The sequence below is a fragment of the Halorubrum ruber genome (genome assembly GCF_018228765.1).
In the GTDB taxonomy this organism is placed as follows: Archaea; Halobacteriota; Halobacteria; order Halobacteriales; family Haloferacaceae; genus Halorubrum; species Halorubrum ruber.
Genome location: NZ_CP073695.1, coordinates 2757920 through 2774401 on the forward strand (window position 1 = coordinate 2757920; position 16482 = coordinate 2774401).

Annotated in this window: 15 protein-coding genes and 4 pseudogenes; 13 read left to right on the top strand and 6 right to left on the bottom strand. The window is 70.3% G+C overall.

Translation table 11 applies throughout. The annotated features are described in order from the left end of the window. Nucleotides 1-51: 51 nt before the first annotated feature. Nucleotides 52-357, bottom strand: coding sequence for a DUF7536 family protein (locus tag J7656_RS13635; protein WP_017342361.1), 306 nt, complete (start codon nt 355-357; stop codon nt 52-54). A 161-nt stretch (nt 358-518) separates the two neighbouring features. On the opposite strand from J7656_RS13635, the gene J7656_RS13640 reads away from it, so the two are divergent. Next, nucleotides 519-1493: a C-terminal binding protein gene (locus J7656_RS13640; RefSeq protein WP_211553585.1), complete on the top strand. Its 975-nt coding sequence runs from the start codon at nt 519-521 to the stop codon at nt 1491-1493. A 35-nt stretch (nt 1494-1528) separates the two neighbouring features. Here J7656_RS13640 and J7656_RS13645 read toward each other — a convergent pair whose 3' ends face one another. Next, on the bottom strand, nt 1529-2380 hold the full coding sequence (locus J7656_RS13645; protein ID WP_211553586.1) for a DUF6663 family protein: 852 nt from the start codon (nt 2378-2380) through the stop codon (nt 1529-1531). A gap of 113 nt (nt 2381-2493) precedes the next feature. On the opposite strand from J7656_RS13645, the gene J7656_RS13650 reads away from it, so the two are divergent. Next, nucleotides 2494-3204, top strand: coding sequence for a methyltransferase domain-containing protein (locus tag J7656_RS13650; protein ID WP_211553587.1), 711 nt, complete (start codon nt 2494-2496; stop codon nt 3202-3204). Between the two features lie 35 nt (nt 3205-3239). Here the strand turns inward: J7656_RS13650 and J7656_RS13655 are convergent, their stop codons facing one another. Then, a complete protein-coding gene (locus J7656_RS13655) occupies nt 3240-3686 on the bottom strand; it encodes a type IV pilin domain-containing protein (RefSeq protein WP_026046161.1) in 447 nt (148 codons plus the stop codon). 95 nt (nt 3687-3781) lie between these two features. Beyond that, on the bottom strand, nt 3782-5125 hold the full coding sequence (locus J7656_RS13660; protein ID WP_017342356.1) for a DUF7094 domain-containing protein: 1344 nt from the start codon (nt 5123-5125) through the stop codon (nt 3782-3784). A gap of 257 nt (nt 5126-5382) precedes the next feature. Between J7656_RS13660 and J7656_RS13665 the strand changes: the two genes are divergently transcribed. The 8 genes and pseudogenes from J7656_RS13665 to J7656_RS15190 form a co-directional block, all read left to right on the top strand. After that, on the top strand, nt 5383-6672 hold the full coding sequence (locus J7656_RS13665) for a helix-turn-helix transcriptional regulator (RefSeq protein WP_017342355.1): 1290 nt from the start codon (nt 5383-5385) through the stop codon (nt 6670-6672). 92 nt (nt 6673-6764) lie between these two features. Next, a complete protein-coding gene (locus J7656_RS13670) occupies nt 6765-7553 on the top strand; it encodes an electron transfer flavoprotein subunit beta/FixA family protein (RefSeq protein WP_017342354.1) in 789 nt (262 codons plus the stop codon). Then, nucleotides 7550-8497 (top strand): electron transfer flavoprotein subunit alpha/FixB family protein, encoded by a 948-nt coding sequence (locus J7656_RS13675; RefSeq protein WP_155118184.1) that lies wholly within the window; start codon nt 7550-7552, stop codon nt 8495-8497. The genes J7656_RS13670 and J7656_RS13675 overlap by 4 nt, the downstream gene beginning before the upstream one ends. An 84-nt stretch (nt 8498-8581) precedes the next feature. Continuing rightward, nucleotides 8582-9505, top strand: coding sequence for a DUF5995 family protein (locus tag J7656_RS13680; RefSeq protein WP_017342352.1), 924 nt, complete (start codon nt 8582-8584; stop codon nt 9503-9505). A 109-nt stretch (nt 9506-9614) separates the two neighbouring features. After that, nucleotides 9615-9869, top strand: coding sequence for a hypothetical protein (locus tag J7656_RS13685; protein WP_026046160.1), 255 nt, complete (start codon nt 9615-9617; stop codon nt 9867-9869). Between the two features lie 61 nt (nt 9870-9930). Next, nucleotides 9931-10302: pseudogene (locus tag J7656_RS15025) on the top strand (AAA family ATPase); the annotation flags it as partial. Next, nucleotides 10276-11604, top strand: a pseudogene (locus tag J7656_RS13690) (replication factor C small subunit); the annotation flags it as partial. The pseudogenes J7656_RS15025 and J7656_RS13690, both read left to right, overlap by 27 nt. A gap of 3 nt (nt 11605-11607) precedes the next feature. Continuing rightward, a pseudogene (locus J7656_RS15190) lies at nt 11608-12219 on the top strand (replication factor C small subunit); the annotation flags it as partial. A gap of 29 nt (nt 12220-12248) precedes the next feature. Here J7656_RS15190 and J7656_RS15030 read toward each other — a convergent pair. Further along, the gene (locus tag J7656_RS15030; protein ID WP_237738319.1) at nt 12249-12686 is read right to left on the bottom strand and encodes a hypothetical protein; all 438 of its coding nucleotides are present in this window, start codon (nt 12684-12686) and stop codon (nt 12249-12251) included. Between the two features lie 289 nt (nt 12687-12975). Here J7656_RS15030 and J7656_RS13705 point away from each other — a divergent pair, with 289 nt between their 5' ends. From J7656_RS13705 to J7656_RS13710, 3 genes and pseudogenes are all read left to right on the top strand, one after another. Beyond that, nucleotides 12976-13518, top strand: a complete 543-nt coding sequence (locus J7656_RS13705; protein WP_017342348.1) for a metallophosphoesterase — start codon at nt 12976-12978, stop codon at nt 13516-13518. Nucleotides 13519-13978: 460 nt separating this feature from the next. Then, nucleotides 13979-14110 (top strand): annotated as a pseudogene (locus tag J7656_RS15125) (DUF7859 family protein); the annotation flags it as partial. Then, entirely contained in the window at nt 14110-15285 is a 1176-nt protein-coding gene (locus J7656_RS13710) for an inorganic phosphate transporter (RefSeq protein ID WP_211553589.1), read from the top strand. The pseudogene J7656_RS15125 and the gene J7656_RS13710, both read left to right, overlap by 1 nt. A gap of 28 nt (nt 15286-15313) precedes the next feature. Here J7656_RS13710 and ygfZ read toward each other — a convergent pair whose 3' ends face one another. Next, complete coding sequence (gene ygfZ / locus J7656_RS13715; protein ID WP_017342345.1) at nt 15314-16471, bottom strand: CAF17-like 4Fe-4S cluster assembly/insertion protein YgfZ; 1158 nt, start codon at nt 16469-16471, stop codon at nt 15314-15316. Between the last annotated feature and the right edge of the window lie 11 nt (nt 16472-16482).

Genomic DNA, 16482 nt, shown 5'->3' on the forward strand with positions numbered 1-16482 from the left:
ACACCTGCCGCTCCGCGATGTCCGGCTACTCCGGCCGCTCGCGGTGTCCAACTACTCCGGCCGCTCCGCTTCGCCCTCTCGCGCGCCGCGGACCGCCGTCGCTATCGTGAGGACGACCGCCACCGACAGCGCCGACGTCGCCGCCAGCACGAACGCGAGCAGGAGGAACCAGACGTCCGGCCCGAACAGCGGGTAGTCGCGCGTGTCGATCACCGGCCCGAGCAGCTCGAAGGTCCTGACGAGGTACAAAAGCGCCGCGAGCAGCGCGCCGGCCGCCGCGCCGACGCGGACGTTGCGGTAGAACGACAGCGACTCCAAGAGAACCAGCATCGGCGGCTTCGAACTGTCCTCGCTCACGGGGGTCCGTACGGCCGGCGACCGCAAAGAGTCATCGGAACGCGACGCGCGGAGCGGGCGTCGCTTGCGCTAGGGAGGGTTCCTCACGATCGAAACGGACGTACGAGGCCCTGACGGCGTCAGTGACAGCCGTCAAGTGGGTCGGGGGCGAACCGCGGCGCATGCCCAGAGTCGTGCTGTCGGCGTTCCCGATGATAGACCCCGAGACGTACCGCAAGGTCCTCGCCGACACCGTCGACGAGCCGGTCGAGGTCGAGGTTGCGGAGATGGGGTCAACGGAGCGGCTGATCGAGGCGGCGGCCGGCGCCGACGCGGTCGTCACCGACATCAACACGCCCGTCACCGAGGCGGCGCTCGACGCGCTGGACCTAGCGGTCGTCGTCCGCTCGGCCGTCGGCGTGGACAATATCGACGTCGCGGCGGCCGCGGAGCGCGGCGTGACCGTCACCCGGGTGCCAGAATACTGTACCGAGGAGGTGGCGACCCACTCCGTCTCGCTGCTTTTCGCCTGTCTGCGCTCGCTGAAGCCGTACGACGACGCGGTCGCCGCCGGCGACTGGAGCTGGGAGGTCGGCGTCCCGACCCGGCGCGTGAGCGCGTCCACGATCGGGCTGCTCTCGTTCGGGCCGATCGCGCGGCGGGCGGCCGAACAGCTCTCCGGGTTCGACGCCGACCTCGTGGCGTACGACCCGTTCGTCGACGCCGAGGAGATGGCCGACTACGGCGTCGAGAAGGTCGATTTCGACGCGTTGTTCGACCGCGCCGATCACGTCGGCGTCTACGCGCCGCTGACGGACGCGACGCGCGGGATCGTCGACGCCGACGCGCTGGGGCGACTGAGCGAGGACTCGGTCGTCGTCAACGTGAGCCGCGGTCCGGTCGTCGACGCCGACGCGCTGCTCGACGCGCTGGCGGCGGACGAGATCAAGGCCGCCGGCCTCGACGTCCTCGCCGAGGAGCCGCCCGAGGACGACCCGCTCGTCGGTCGCGACGACACCGTGGTCACGCCGCACGCCGCGTGGTACAGCGAGGAGGCGAGAGACGACCTGAACCGGAGCGGCGCCGCCGACGTGGCGGCCGTGCTGAACGGTGAGACGCCCGACGGTCGGGTCGACCCCGAGGCGGACTGGCTGTAGTGGAGCGGTAGTTGCGGAGGGGGCGACGAGACGAACTACAGGCGGTCGAGCGCGTCGAAGTCGTCGCCTTCGTCAAGGTCGTCGTCCCCCGAGTCGTTCGAGGTGTCGGAAACCACGGAATCGCCCCCGTCGCCGCCGGGGTAGCTCGCGTCGAGCCCCGCGGCGAGGCCGGGACCGAGGTCGTAGGTGTCCCGGACCGTCTGTGCGAGGACGCCGTCGGGGTCGAAGACGACGTAGACGGCGACGAACTCGTGTTCCGCGGGGCGCAACACGAACACCTCCCGCGGGTCGTCGTCGTCCCGCGACTCGTTCACGCGGGCGACGAGCGGCTCGATCGGGAGCCGGCCCGTGCGGACCTCCTCGAAGGTGTCGCTGCCGGGCGCGTCGGCGAAGAGGTATAACGCGCCGTTGGGGTCGCCGTCGTTCGACCGCGTCGTGATCGAGCCGACCGGCTCGCCCTCGGCGCGGATCTGTCGCCACGTCTCGACGGCCGCCTCGAACATCCCCTCGACGCCGTCGGCGAAGCGGAACCGCGTCTCGCGGACGACGTCGACCTCGCGGAAGCGCGCGGCGCCGTCGGTCCACGCCAGCGTCGCGTCGACGACGAAACCGGGGCGGAGCGCGTCGACGGCGTCGGCGAGGTCGCCCTCGTACCCCTCGGCGGTGGCGTAGAGGGGGTCGAAGCGGTCCTCGGCGTCCGGGTCCGTCGGGTCCACCGGCTCGTCGGCCAGCTCGACGAGGACGAACTCCTCGGTGTCGTCGGGGGCGGCGGCCGACGAGTCGGCCGGAGGAGAGTCGGCTGCCGCGTCGGCGTCGGGCGCGTCGTCGATGTCCGGCCGCTGGCGGCGGTCGTGGACGCGGAACCGGCCGCTCGTCGTCGGGTCCATACCCGTCGCTGGGGCGGCGGGCGGAAAAGCCGGTCGGAAGCGGACGCAGAAACGGTCCGGAACCGACCGCGGATCCGTGTCGTTATGGGGCCGCCGGCCCAAGGAACCGGTAAATGGGGATCCTCGAGGACAAGTCGAACGCCCGCCTCTTCTACAAGTACCTCTCGAAGGTGTACGACCGGATTAACAGCTTCAACTGGAACGAGGAGATGCGCGCGGAGGCGCTCTCGTGGCTGGAGTTCGGCGACGACCCGACGGTGCTCGACGTGGGCTGCGGCACCGGGTTCGGCACCGAGGGGTTACTCGAGCACGCCGACGACGTCCACGGCCTCGACCAGAGCGTCCACCAGATGGAGAAGGCGTTCGAGAAGTTCGGGAGACACGACAGGGTAAACTTCTACCGCGGCGACGCCGAGCGGCTCCCGTTCCGCGACGACGCGTTCGACGTGGTGTGGTCGTCCGGCTCCATCGAGTACTGGCCCAACCCCGTCGAGGGGCTGCGCGAGCTCCGACGCGTCGCGAAGCCGGGCGGGCAGGTCCTCGTCGTCGGTCCCGACTACCCCCACAACCCGATCCTCCAGCGGGTGGCCGACGCGATCATGCTGTTCTACGACGCCGACGAGGCCGACCGGATGTTCGAGGCGGCCGGCTACGAGGAGTTCGAACACCACATTCAGCAGGCGACGCCCCAGAGCCCCCGCGCCATCACGACCGTCGCCCGCGTTCCGGGCGGCGACGAGGCGGGCGGCAGTTCCGCGTCGGGTACCGAGGAGTCCGCATCGGGCGCCGAGGAGTCCCCGTCGACGGCGTCCGACGCCGAGTAACGGCGTCAGCACCGATCCGTCCGAGACGCGCGTTCTCACCCCGAGTCGACGAACGCCTCCAGCGTCGCGACCGACTGCCCGTCGGCCGTGATCTCGACGGTGACCCGCCGGCCCGGCTCGAGCGTCGGGTCGTTGGTGTCCGCGACGCGGAACGTCGCCGTCTCCCCGGCGCGCAGCGTGTCGCCGCCGGCGGAGTTGAACGCCCCCGTCGGTCCGGGGTGGAAGCCGGCGGCCGAGAAGAACGGGACCGGCGGCTGTTCGTCGAGCGGTTCGCCGTCGACGCTGACGCGGACCGTCACCGCGGAGACATCGATCGGGTCGCCGCCGCGGTGGTCGATCGCGATCCGGTCGTCGGTCGCCGACAGCGACAGGGCCGCCGACGGCGGCACCGTCGCGCTCGGGCCGTCGAGCGTGGCGGCCGCGACGCCGCCGGCCAACACGACCGTGATCGCGATGAGCAGCACGCCCGCAACGGGCGCGATCCCTCGGGCGCGACGGACGACTGGTGGCACGGCGGCCCTGCGGCGGTTTCGGGTAAAAAGGTCGGCCCGGGAGGCGACGCCCCCGAGTCGGGCCGTCACTCGTCGTCGACCGGCCGCGGCGTCGAGAGGGGCTCGATGTCGCCGAGGACGACGACGCGGGGCTCGTCGACGACCGTGATGCGGTACGTCTCGGCCGGCGAGAGCGTCCGGACGACCCCCTCCTCGTCGGTCGTCCCGATCGTCCGGCTGTCGCCGTCGCCCACCGACTTGGTGACGGTGACGTCGGGGACCGGCTCGCCCGTCTCGTCGTCGAGGACGGTCACGGTCACCGGGCCCCCGGGGTACGTCCGTTCGACGGTGACGTTGAACCCGTCGCCCGCCGCCGTGACGGGCTCGCTGTCGGGGAACGCGGACAGGTCGATGCGCTGGTGTTCGACGAACACCTGCTCGGTGCCGCCGCTGACGAACGTCCGGAGGGTCCCGACCTCGTGCGGGATGGTGATCCGCTGGACGGAGCCCGCGCCGAACGCGTCCGGTTCGCGGAGCGCGGCCGTCTCGGGGTAGGCCGCCTCGGTCATCTCGATCGCCGCGTCGTTCGAGATGTCGCTGCCGCCGCGGTCCCAGCGGTCAGTTCGGAACACCTCGCGGACGTACTCGCCGTCGACGACCGTGGCGAGCACGACGGCGCCCTGACTCGACGCGACGTACAGGTCGTTCGGCGAGGACTGGCCGCGAGCGGTCGCGAGCGCGCGGTCGCGGACCGGGCCCTCGTACACCTGGAGCGCCACCTGGAGCTCGTCGAGCCGGCCGGGCGAGCTGAACCCGTCCGTCGACTCGGCGAGCGCGTCGATCTCGTCGAGCCGCTCGTCGTACTCGCGGGCGGTCGCGGCCACGCGGACGAGCTCGTCGACTAATTCGCGGTCGCTGATCTCGCCGGCCGCGTGCGCGCTGAAGGCGGCGGTCTGGCGGCTGTTCAGCGCCACCTCCGCGCGCTCGACCCGGTTGAGCTCCGCGAGGATCTGCTGTTGGCGCTCGACGCCCGCCTCGGCGCGTTCGATCCGGTCGACGACGGCCGCGGTCTCGAAGGCGGCGTCGGCGTCGGCGGTCGCGAAGCCGAGCGACGACCCGAGGTCCGGGCCGCGGGTGTACGCGCTGACGCGCGTCTCCGCCCCGGGCGGCGTCGAGAGCGTCCGGAACGTGAGGTTGGCCGTGTCGATCTGCGGCGTCGTCTGTCCGGTGACGCTCGATGCCGAATCGACGGACAGCGGGGAGTCGACGGGACCGACCGAATCGACGGGTGGTGCCGGATCGGCGGACGGTTCCGGATCGGCGGCCGGTACCGAACCGGCGGACGGCGAGACGGCGCCGGGCGCGGTGACGCCGGCGACCGGGGCCACGAGCAGCAGGACCGCGACCGCGGCGATCGGGAGGGCTCTCATCGTCTCTGGGTTCGACCCGCGACACAAAAAGTCCACCCACTGCGGTCGGCCGGCAGGTCGTGCGGCCGGGCGTCGCGGGCGAACCGCGGGCGATGGAGCCGCGCGGGTCGGCGTCGCAGGCGAACCGCGGGCGATGGAGCCGTGCGGGTCGGCGTCGCGGGCAGACGGCGGCCCGGGAGCGCAAGCTCGGTCCGGCATCCTGTCAAAAAACAGCGTATGGAAAGCGTTTTGCCCGGCGCGCGAGTGACCCGAGACGTATGCGGAACCCCGCCTTTCGCGCGCTCTTGGTCGCTGTCGTCGCGCTCGCGCTGGTCGCGAGCGCCGGCGGCGCGGCCGACGGTGCGACCACGACCCCCTCCCCCCTCGGCGCGGACGACCCCCCGGCCCACGTGCCGGCAGTCGGTGACGAACCGCGCGTCCGCGAGTCGGTCGACGACCGCTCGCCGGCGGTCCGCCAGCAGACCGGCGACGGCATCACGTCGCCGTCGACGACGCGGATCCGACTCGCGTTGAACTCCGACCGCAGCGCAGACTGGACCGTCGCGGTCCGGTACTCGCTGGCGGACGAGAACGAGACGAGGGTGTTCAGGGCCGCCGGCGACCGCTTCCGCGACGGCGAGGTCGGCCCGAGCGCCGAGCTGTTCGAGGGGTTCCGCCGCGAGGCGAACCGGAACGTCGACCGGTCGATGGCGATCGAGGACGTCGAACGCGAGGTCATCGTCCACGAGAACCCGGGCGAGTTCGACGTCGCCACGGAGGACGCGGTCGCCGTCGGCGAGCTCCGGCTGCGCTTCACCTGGACGTCGTTCCTCGCGCAGGACGGCGAGAGCCTCGTCCTCGGGGACGCGCTGACGACGCCCGGCAACGAGACGTGGCTCCGCAGCCTCGAAGCGGGCCAGACCCTGGAGGTGGCGACGCCGGAAGGGTACACGGTCACCGGAACGCCGAGCAGCGCCGTGACGCAGCTCTCGGACGGCGACGTGATCATCGAGGGGCCCCAGACGTTCGAGGGAGGCGAGCCCGTGGTGATCGTGTACGGGCCCGCGGGGGCGGGCACCCCGTGGACGATGCTGATGGCCGCGATCGTACTCGCCGCGGCCCTCGTGGCCGGGAGCGTCGTCGGATACCGTCGGATCAACAACGGGGAGAGCGACCCGAACGAGTCGGCCGCGAACGGCGGCGAGCGCGCGGCGAGCGGCGACGGTCCGAACGCGATGGGCGTCGGCGACGCCGGTCCGGGGACCGGAGCCGACGCCGGCGCCGACGCGACCGACGAGGCGGACGACGGCGACGAGGAGGACCTCTCGCTGCTCTCGGACGAGGAGCGCGTCGAGCGGCTCCTCGACGCGAACGGCGGCCGGATGCGGCAGGCCGACATCGTCGCCGAGACAGGGTGGTCGGACGCGAAGGTGTCGCAGCTGCTCTCGGCGATGGCCGACGAGGGGCGCGTCGAGAAGCTCCGGCTCGGCCGCGAGAACCTCATCTCCCTGCCCGACGACGAGGGCGACGGCAACGGGGGAGGCGACGACGGCGACGACGACCGCTGACGACCCGGCACGCGGCCGGGCCGAGCGGAAACCGCTGGTCCGCCGTCGGCCGTTCCGAAAACCATTACAGGGCGAGCGACCGAGTATCGATCATGAAGGTTCTGGTGACCGTCAAGGAGGTCGCGGAGGCGGACGACGACTTCGCGATCGAGGGGACAGACATCGCCGAGTCCGACCTCGAGTACGACCTCAACGAGTGGGACGACTACGCCGTCGAGGCCGCCGTCCAGCTCGCCGAGGCCGGGATCGCGGACGAGGTCGTGACCGTCACCGTCGGCCCGGAGCGCGCCGAGGAGACGATCCGGATGGCGCTCGCGAAGGGCGCCGACCGCGCGGTCCGCGTCTGGGACGACGCGCTCGAGGGCGGGTTCGCCGACGTCGCCTCGAAGGTCGCCCTGTTCGAGGCGGTCGTCGACGAGGAGGAGCCGGACCTGGTCCTCGGCGGCGTCCAGGCCGCGGACACCGGCTTCGGCGCCACGGGCGTCGCGCTCGCGGAGCGGATCGGATTCGAGCACGCGGCGGTCGTCAACCAGCTCGACGTGGACGCGGACGCCGGCGTGGCGCACGTCCACCGCGAGCTGGAGGGCGGCGTCGAGGAGCTGACCGACGTCGACCTGCCGGCCGTGTTGACCGTCCAGACCGGCCTCAACGAGCCGCGGTACGCGAGCCTCCGCGGGATCCGACAGGCCCAGCGCAAGGAGATCGCCGCGAAGGACCTGGCCGACCTCGGCCTGACCGCCGATGACGTCGAGAGCGCGCTGACGATCACCGAGATGTACGAGCCGGAGAGCGAGTCCGACGCGGAGATCATCGAGGGCGACGCCGGCGAGTCCGCGGGGCGCCTTGCCGAGGTCCTCCGCGAGAAGGGGGTGAGCGCGTGATGAGCGTGCTCGTCGCCGCCGAACACCGCCGCGGCGCGCTCCGGGACGTTACCTACGAGGCGATCACGGCCGGGCGAGAGCTCGCCGACGAGCGCGGCGGCGACCTCCACGTGGCCGTCGTCGGCGGCGACGTCGACGGGTTCGCGGAGGACGTCAACCGCGAGGGCGTCGACGCGGTCCACGCGGTCGAGGACGGCGAGGAGTTCGACCACAACGCCTACCAGGCGGCGGTCTCGACGCTCGCGGACCGGATCGACGCCGGCGCGGTGGTGCTGCCGAACTCCGTCAACGGGCTCGACTACGCGCCCGCCCTCGCCGAGGACCTCGGCGCCCCGATCGTCACCGACGCGGTCGGAATCGCCTACGACGACGGGCTCACCGTCACCCGCGAGATGTACGGCTCGAAGGTCGAGACGACCGTCGACGTCGCGGGCGACCGGTTCGTCCTCACGGTCCGAGGCGGCGAGTGGCCGCCCGCGGAGGGGGTCGGCGACGCGACCGTCGAGGCGGCCGAGGTCGACATCCCCGAGTCGGGCGCCCGCGTCACGGGCTTCGAGGAGGTCGGCGGCGGCGACGTCGACATCGCGGACGCCGACGTGCTCGTCTCGGTCGGCCGCGGCATCGAGGAGGAGGAGAACCTCGAGCTCGTCGAGGAGCTCGCTGACGCGCTCGGCGCGACGCTGTCCGCCTCCCGCCCGATCGTCGACAACGGCTGGCTGCCGAAGAACCGGCAGGTCGGCCAGTCGGGGAAGGTCGTCACGCCGGACGTGTACATCGCGGTCGGCATCTCCGGCGCGGTCCAACACGTCGCCGGGATGAAGGGGTCGGACACGATAATCGCGATCAACACCGACCCGAACGCGCCCATCTTCGACATCGCCGACTACGGGATCGTCGGCGACCTCTTCGACGTGGTGCCCGAGCTGATCGACGAGTTCGCATAGGCCGGCGGCGCCGTTCCGGCAGCAACACTCTTTGACTCCGACCGAGTACCGGGCGGTTAGACGGCGTCCGCCGTCGACTCCCCGATGCCCCCCATCCGCGCCGCCGTCCCGACGCTCGCGGAGGCGAGAGCGCTGCTCGTCGGTCTCCGCCGGGCGGTCGACGGCGAGCGGGACGCGATCGCCGCGGAGCTGGCGGGCGAGGAGCCGGACGCGGCGCTGCTCGATCTGGTGTCGGAGCCGTTCGCGTCCGTCGACGACGTCGACGAGCGGCTGGCGCGGACCGAGTCGTACCTCCGCGAGCGCGGCGACCGGCGCGCGGTGTTCCTCACGGTGTACAGTCGGATGACGGCGACCGTGCGGACCGCCATCGACGACGGCGCGTTCGTCGATCCGGAGTGGGCGGCCGCGTATCTCGTCGCCTTCGCGGAGCGCTACCGGCGAGCGCTGGTCGCGTTCGAGCGACGAGCGTTCGACTCGCTTCCCCGGCCGTGGCTGCTCGCCTTCGGCGCCGCGGCCCGCGGGGAGACGCTCGTCGCGCAGGACGCCCTGCTGGGCATCAACGCGCACATCACCTACGACCTCACGTACACGCTCGGCGACGTGGGAATCGATCCCGACCGCGGCGACAAACACGAGGACCACGACCGCATCAACGCGGTTCTGGCCAGGCTCGTCCAGACCGCGCAGGACGCGCTCGTCGAAGCCTACGACGCGGTCGGGATCGCCGGGATCGATCGGCTGTTCCATCCCCTCGACGACCGGTTGGCGCTGCTGGGGCTGCGCGGCGTTCGGGAGTTCGCGTGGCGGAACGCCGTGTTGCGGGCGGACCTCCCGAGGTGGGTCGGCGAACCGTACGTCGACTGGCGGACCGAGACCGTCGCGACCGGCGCCGCCGCGGTCGTGCTCGCTCCCGAGTTCGACGCGGCCGAGAGCGCGCGCCTGCGGGACGCGGAGGCCGACGCGGACGTGGCGAACGCCTTCGGCGAGGCGGTCCGGCGGCGGATATAGCGGGCCCGCGGACCGTTCCGGCGGAGTCGATACGTAGCGAACCCGCGCCCCCGGCGGAGCATCTGCCAAGTGAGAAACACCTATGACACTCGTCGCGAATATGACGACTATGCCACATATTCGGGGGACGATCCACGGCGTCGCCGCGATGGTGATGCTCGTCGTCGGGTCGATGCTGACGAACACGATCCGCGAGGAGTACGAGCTGTTCGCGCAGATGGCCGCGACGACGACGCACCTGCTCGTCGACGTCGCGGAGCTGCCGGTGTCGCGGGAGATCGCCGAGGTGGTCGTCCCCCTCGGCGTGTTGATGGGCGTCTGGGTGTTCGCCTACGAGCTCCAGCGGCTCTCGCGGAGCGAGTGACACCGAAGGGGGCGGGTCAGTCTCGGTTCGTTTATCACCCCGCCGACCCTCGGATCCGGCAATGAGCGAGGCCGACGAGCAGCCGGCTGCGACCGCGACCGGCCGGGAGATCTGGATCGAGAAGTACCGGCCGCAGACGCTCGACGACATCCACGGCCAAGAGGAGATCATCGAGCGCCTCCAGAGCTACATCGCGCAGGACGACGTGCCCCACCTTTTATTTTCAGGGCCTGCGGGAGTGGGAAAAACCACCGCGGCCACCGCCATCGCCCGCGAGATCTACGGCGAGGACAACTGGCGCGGGAACTTCCTCGAGCTGAACGCCTCCGACCAGCGCGGGATCGACGTCGTCCGCGACCGGATCAAGGGGTTCGCGCGCTCGTCGTTCGGCGGCGACTTCCGGATCGTGTTTCTCGACGAGTCAGACTCGTTATGCGTACCACCGGGAACCGAGGTCGTTACGGGGTATCCGTCGAAGCCCGAGGTAAAACCGATCGAGGAAGTGAGTACGGAGGGCGAACCGATCCCGTCTGTCGATTTCGAGACCAACGAGATACAATCCGACAAGGGGAAGCTCGTCGACTCCGGTACTGCGGACTTCCTCGAAATTGAGTTAGCGGACGGTCGAACCACGGTCGCGAGTCCAACTCACCCGTTCTTCGCGGTCGGCGAAGACGGAAGACTCGTGGAAAAAGAGCTCAGGGAGCTGTCACCGAGTGACGAAATCGCGGACTTCAAAGACGAGATCGGGGTATCGAAGTGCGAGATCTGTGAGTCGTGGACAGCAGGACGGTTCTGTTCCATGGAGTGTAAAAACGAGGGCCACAGCCGAGAGATGCGCGGGAGCGGGAACCCGATGTACGGGACCGAATGGTCCGACGAGCGTCGAGAAAAGATCGTCGAAAAGCTCTCAGACGGTCGCTTTGCCGGAAGTAACAACCCGAACTACGGCGGGGATTTCCACGGAGTCCACGTCATGGAGATGGACGAAGAGACAGTTGAGCAATTTCGTGAGACGATCAGCGAGATGCGGTCGGGAACGTCGTGGGAGGAGTGGGTCGTCGACGCGGATCCCGACCGGGTGAAAGCAGACATCGGTGCGGCCACGGTCGAGTGGTGGGAAAGCTTGGACGACGAGGAGAGACAGGCGGTAATCGACAAGAGCGTCGAAAACTGTGACTATCCCGTTTGTGACATCAGCGGCGACAATAATCCGATGCGCGATCCGGAAGTCGCACAGAAAGTGTCAGAAGCGCTGAAAGGCCATGAACCGACCGGCGGCAACATCAGACACAGCGACGAACTCGGACACTTGGTTCGATCCGACTGGGAGTACGATGTCGCGAAGGCACTACAGGAGGCAGGTATCGAGTACGAGTACGAACCGGCGTTCGAACTGTCCGACTCCGTGTACCATCCCGATTTCCTGCTCGGAGACACGGTGATCGAGGTTAAGGGAGTTGCCGAGCTGTGGGGACAGACCGAGAAAGTCGAGGAATTCCTCGAAACGTACGGCGACGAGTACACGTACGTCGTCGTCGGCGACGGCGCCATGCCTCACCACGAACATTACGAGAAAGAAGAGTTCGAACCGGCGGTCGTCGCCGACGGCGGAGTCCAGAGCGTTCAGACGGTGGCGATCGACAGCATCGAGTACAGCCATCGCGGCAAGGCGTACAACATCACCATGGAGGACACCCCCAACTTCATGCTCGCGAACGGGGTGTTGACGCACAATACCGACGACGCCCAGTCAGCGCTCCGCCGGACGATGGAGCAGTTCTCCGACAACACCCGCTTCATCCTCTCATGTAACTACTCGTCGAAGATCATCGACCCGATCCAGTCGCGGTGCGCCGTCTTCCGCTTCTCGCCGCTCTCGGACGAGGCGGTCGGGGGGATGGTCCGCGAGATCGCGGCCGCGGAGGGGATCGAGGTGACCGACGCGGGCGTCGACGCCCTCGTCTACGCGGCCGACGGCGACATGCGCCGCGCGATCAACTCCCTTCAGGCGGCGGCGACGACCGGCGACGTCGTCGACGAGGAGGCCGTGTACGCGATCACGGCGACCGCGCGGCCGGAGGAGATCGAGTCGATGGTGACCGACGCGCTGAACGGCGACTTCGCGCGGGCCCGCTCGACGCTCGACACGCTGCTCACGGAGACGGGGATGGCCGGCGGCGACGTGATCGACCAGCTCCACCGCTCAGTCTGGGAGTTCGACCTAAGCGAGCGCGAGGCGGTGCGGCTCATGGAGCGCATCGGCGAGGCCGACTACCGGATCGCCGAGGGGGCCAACGAGCAGGTCCAGCTGGAGTCGCTGCTCGCGGCGCTTTCATTGGACGAATAGCGATAGACTGGGGCCGGATCTCCGCTCGTTCATTTATAAACAGTCGGCCGCGGACGGATGACGAACACCGCCAAAGCCCCAGCCGCTCGCTTATAAATAGCTGAGAGCAGATCGACGGCGAACATCTCCAAAGCCCGAGCCACTCGTTTATAAATAGCTGATCGCGGATCGCCGGTGAACACCGCCAAAGCCCCAGCCGCTCGCTTATAAATAGCTGAGAGCAGATCGACGGCGAACATCTCCAAAGCCCGAGCCACTCGTTTATAAATAGCTGATCGCGGATCGCCGGTGAACACCGCCAAAGCCCCAGCCGCTCGTTTATAAATAACTGAGAGCAGATCGACGACGAACATCTCCAAAGCCCCAGCCGCTCGTTTATAAATAACTGAGGGCAGATCGACGACGAATACCGCCAAAGCCCCAGCCGCTCGCTTATAAATAGCTGAGAGCAGATCGACGACGAACATCTCCAAAGCCCCAGCCGCGAGGACTCGATGGGCTCGCTGCGGTCCTCGTCGCTCACTACGTTCGCTCCTGCGGTCCTTGCGTCGCCCGTCTTCGTCCTCGCGGCTGCCCCTTTGAGTCCCGCCCTGCTCCGCACAGCACCTCACGCCTCCCCAGCCTCGTCGGCCTCCCTCCGCTTCGCTCCGGTCGGCCGACTCCCTCGCGCGTGCGATTCGCGCCCTTCGGGCGCTCATCGGCACGCGCCATTCCGGCAGGCGCGCTTTTTAAATCGGGGCGGCGCCGACGGTCGGTATGCTCGTCGTCGTCTCCGACACGCACGCACGCGAGGAGTCGAAGCTTCAGGGACGGACCGCGGAGGCGATCCGCGAGGCGGAGCTGGTGATCCACGCGGGCGACTTCTACCGCGAGCCGGTCTTGGACGCGTTTCAGTCGGCCGCCGCGAGCCTCCGGGCCGTCTACGGCAACAACGACGACGCGTCGATCCGCGACCGGGTTCCTGAGGTGCGGACCGTCGAGTACGCTGGGGTGCGGTTCGCGGTCACGCACCGTCACCGGAGCGGCGACACGGGGCTCGTCATGCTCGGTCGGGGCCGCGACGCGGACGCCGTGATCTGCGGCCACAGCCACCGGCCGCGGTTCGACGACTCGGGCGGGCTCCCGATACTGAATCCGGGCAGCCACGCGCAGCCGCGCGGCAACCGCCCGGCCCACGCGGAGCTGACTCCGACCGAGGGTGAGAGCGGAAGCGAGCCCGCGCTGGACGGGGAGCTGGTGACGCCGGACGGCGAGTCCTTCGAGACGTTCCGTATCGATGGCGAGAGCGGCGCGCAGTAACGGTGCGGGGATCGGCTCGGAGCGGAAGCGGAGACGGAAGCGCGAGAAGCGAGCGAAGCGCGTCGCCGCTGCGTCGGCGGGGACCGATCGCGACGCCCCGCGGACGGCCGGACCGGCCGACGGTCGTGTGCACGGTGGCGGACCCGAATCGGTGCGGGCGCGGGCGCGGACGCCGGCGGTCGGACGGAGCGGCCAGGGAGGGGTTCCGGGCAGGGGAGGGGTTCCGGGCAGGGGAGGGAGCGGCCGCGAGTCCGACCGGCCGGCGGGTCGACCGGCGTGTTGGGGCGTGTGAGGGCCGAAGCGGGGGTCGCGGTTACACGTAGTCCGGGTACCGACATATACGTGGCTGAGAGACAAAGGCGCGTTTTAGTCACCGGTCCGAGCGCCCGCTGGCGGAGGCGTTTCCGAGGGAGCGACCCGGCGCGCTCGAAACTTATAACCGCGTGCCGACGGATTCGAGCGTATGCTCCCGGTCCAACCGCTGTTCGTGCTCTTATTGGTGGGTCTTCTCGGGCTGTTCTTCTTCGGGTTCCTCCTCGTCCGGCGCACGGTGGCCGGGCTGAACGAGGGGTACAACGACGGGCGGAACTGATGGTCGTCGTCACCGCCGCGACGCTGCTCGTCGCGGCCGCGGCCAGCCTCTTTATGGCGTGGTCGATCGGCGCCGGCTCCTCCGGCTCGACCCCGTTCGCGCCCGCGGTCGGCGCGAACGCCATCTCCGTCATGCGCGCCGGCCTGATAGTCGGCGTCCTCGGGCTGCTCGGCGCGATCCTCCAGGGCGCAAACGTGACGGAGGCGGTCGGCACCGAGCTGATCGGCGGCGTGACGCTCACGGCCGCGGCGGCCATCGTCGCGCTCGTCACGGCCGCCGCGCTGGTCGCGATCGGCGTGTTCGCTGGGTATCCGATCGCGACCGCGTTCACCGTCACCGGCGCGGTCGTCGGCGTCGGCCTCGCGCTGGGCGGCGCCCCGGCGTGGCCGAAGTACGCCGAGATCGCGACGCTGTGGGTGCTCACCCCGTTCGTCGGCGGCGGCGTCGCCTACGGCGTCGCCCGAATGCTCATCGGCGAGTCGCTCCCGGAACGGCCGCTCACGGCCGCGCTCGCCGGCGTCGTCGGCGGGATCCTCGCGAACGTCGGGTTCGCGCTGCTCGGGCCGGCCGGCGAGCAGGCCTCGGTCGCGAGCGTCCTCGGCTCGGGGCTCGGACTCGGCGGCGCGGGCCCGCCCGCGGTGAGCCTCGCGATCGCCGCCGTGGTCGCGGTCGCCGTGTACGCCGACCTCGGCCGCGATCGCGCGGGCGCCCAGCGCCGGTTCCTGCTCGCGATGGGCGGGCTCGTCGCGTTCTCGGCGGGCGGCTCGCAGGTGGGGCTCGCCATCGGCCCGCTCGTCCCCATCTTCAGCGAGGTCGGCGTCCCGCTGTGGGCGCTGCTCGTCGGCGGCGGCGTCGGGCTACTGGCCGGGTCGTGGACGGGCGCGCCGCGGATGATCAAGGCGATCTCGCAGGACTATGCCTCGATGGGCCCGCGGCGGTCGATCTCCGCGCTCATTCCGTCGTTCGCGATCGCGCAGACCGCCGTCGCCTTCGGGATCCCCGTCTCGTTCAACGAGATCATCGTCTCCGCGATCGTCGGCGCGGGCTACGCCGCGGGCGACGCGGGCGTCAGCCGGAAGAAGATGGGGTACACGGTGCTCGCGTGGGTCGGGTCGCTCGTCGGCGCGTTCACGCTTGGGTTCGGCCTCTACTCGGCGGTCGACCTCGTTATCTGAGGAGCGGCCGCGGCCGATATCTGGATCCTCAGGCTCGAAGTTCCGGGTACGTCGGCAGCCGCTCGGACGCCGCGCTCCCGTCGACGAACGGGAGGTCGACGGCGGTCGCCGGCACCTCCTCGCCGTCGACGCGGACGGTGACCCCGCCGCGGTCGGCGTCGAACGCGACGAGCGCGAGGGCGATCGGGATGTCGGTCGCGGGGCCGACCGCAGCGCGAGTGACCTCGCCGATCGCCTCGTCGCCGTCGAAGACGGCCGCGCCGGTCGCGGGGAGCGCGTCGTCGATCCCCTGTGGGTCCGCGTTCGCGTCGAGGTCGGCGACCGCCTCGGCGACGCCGTCGAGTTCGAGGCCGACGAGCCGGCGGCTGGGTCGCCCCTGGTTCTCCACGCGCGAGACGACCTCCTGTCCCACGTAACACCCCTTCTCGAAGTCTAAGGCGTTCCGGAGGCCGAGGACGTTCGGAACCGTCCCCGCCAGCTCGTACTCGAAGAGGGGCGTCCCGGCCTCGGTCGCGAGCGCGTCCCACGTCCGGTAGCCGAACGGCGCGGCGTTGAGCCCGCGGTTGATCAGGGTGTCGAACACGTCGCCCGCGTCGGCGGCGGCGCAGACGATCTCGTACCCCTCCTCGCCCAGCGGCGCGTCCGTCGCGATCACGGTGACGCCGGCGTCGACCATCGACCCGCGGACGAACGAGAGCGGCTCCTCGGGCGCGCCCGGCCCGCCGAGGACGGAGGCGACCTTCTCGGTGGACTTGGGGCCGTGGACGCCGAACACGCCGAACTCGTCGGAGACGTCATCGATCTCGACGTCCTGAATGAACACGTTCTCCGCCCAGTCGGCGGCAACCGACGCGACCCGCTCCGGCGGGAGGAAGACGAGCAGTCGCTCGTCGGCGTTGTACACGTACATGTCCGTCTCGATCCCGCCCTGCGGGTCGAGCAGGAGGGCGTACGTCCCCTCGCCGTCCTCGGTCGGGACGCGGTTGGAGACGGCGTTGTCGACGAACTCGACGCGGTCGGCCCCTCTGATGGCGAGGACGCCGTACCCCATCTCGATCACGCCGGCGATGTTACGGACCGCCTTGCCGACGCGGACGGGCTTCCCGTAGTGGTCGACCACTTCGCGGCCGCCGCGGTCGCGGTACACGGCGCCGTGCGCGTCGTGGGTGCCGGAGACGAGCGTCATGGTCGGAGGGA

What these genes read in the sequence shown, in the direction of transcription:
- J7656_RS13640 (WP_211553585.1), top strand. Translation starts at nt 519, where the DNA reads ATGCCCAGAGTCGTGCTGTCGGCGTTCCCGATGATAGACCCCGAGACG.
- J7656_RS13645 (WP_211553586.1), bottom strand. Translation starts at nt 2,380, where the DNA reads ATGGACCCGACGACGAGCGGCCGGTTCCGCGTCCACGACCGCCGCCAG.
- J7656_RS13650 (WP_211553587.1), top strand. Translation starts at nt 2,494, where the DNA reads ATGGGGATCCTCGAGGACAAGTCGAACGCCCGCCTCTTCTACAAGTAC.
- J7656_RS13660 (WP_017342356.1), bottom strand. Translation starts at nt 5,125, where the DNA reads ATGAGAGCCCTCCCGATCGCCGCGGTCGCGGTCCTGCTGCTCGTGGCC.
- J7656_RS13665 (WP_017342355.1), top strand. Translation starts at nt 5,383, where the DNA reads ATGCGGAACCCCGCCTTTCGCGCGCTCTTGGTCGCTGTCGTCGCGCTC.
- J7656_RS13670 (WP_017342354.1), top strand. Translation starts at nt 6,765, where the DNA reads ATGAAGGTTCTGGTGACCGTCAAGGAGGTCGCGGAGGCGGACGACGAC.
- J7656_RS13680 (WP_017342352.1), top strand. Translation starts at nt 8,582, where the DNA reads ATGCCCCCCATCCGCGCCGCCGTCCCGACGCTCGCGGAGGCGAGAGCG.
- J7656_RS13685 (WP_026046160.1), top strand. Translation starts at nt 9,615, where the DNA reads ATGCCACATATTCGGGGGACGATCCACGGCGTCGCCGCGATGGTGATG.
- J7656_RS15030 (WP_237738319.1), bottom strand. Translation starts at nt 12,686, where the DNA reads ATGTTCGTCGTCGATCTGCTCTCAGCTATTTATAAGCGAGCGGCTGGG.
- J7656_RS13705 (WP_017342348.1), top strand. Translation starts at nt 12,976, where the DNA reads ATGCTCGTCGTCGTCTCCGACACGCACGCACGCGAGGAGTCGAAGCTT.
- J7656_RS13710 (WP_211553589.1), top strand. Translation starts at nt 14,110, where the DNA reads ATGGTCGTCGTCACCGCCGCGACGCTGCTCGTCGCGGCCGCGGCCAGC.
- ygfZ (WP_017342345.1), bottom strand. Translation starts at nt 16,471, where the DNA reads ATGACGCTCGTCTCCGGCACCCACGACGCGCACGGCGCCGTGTACCGC.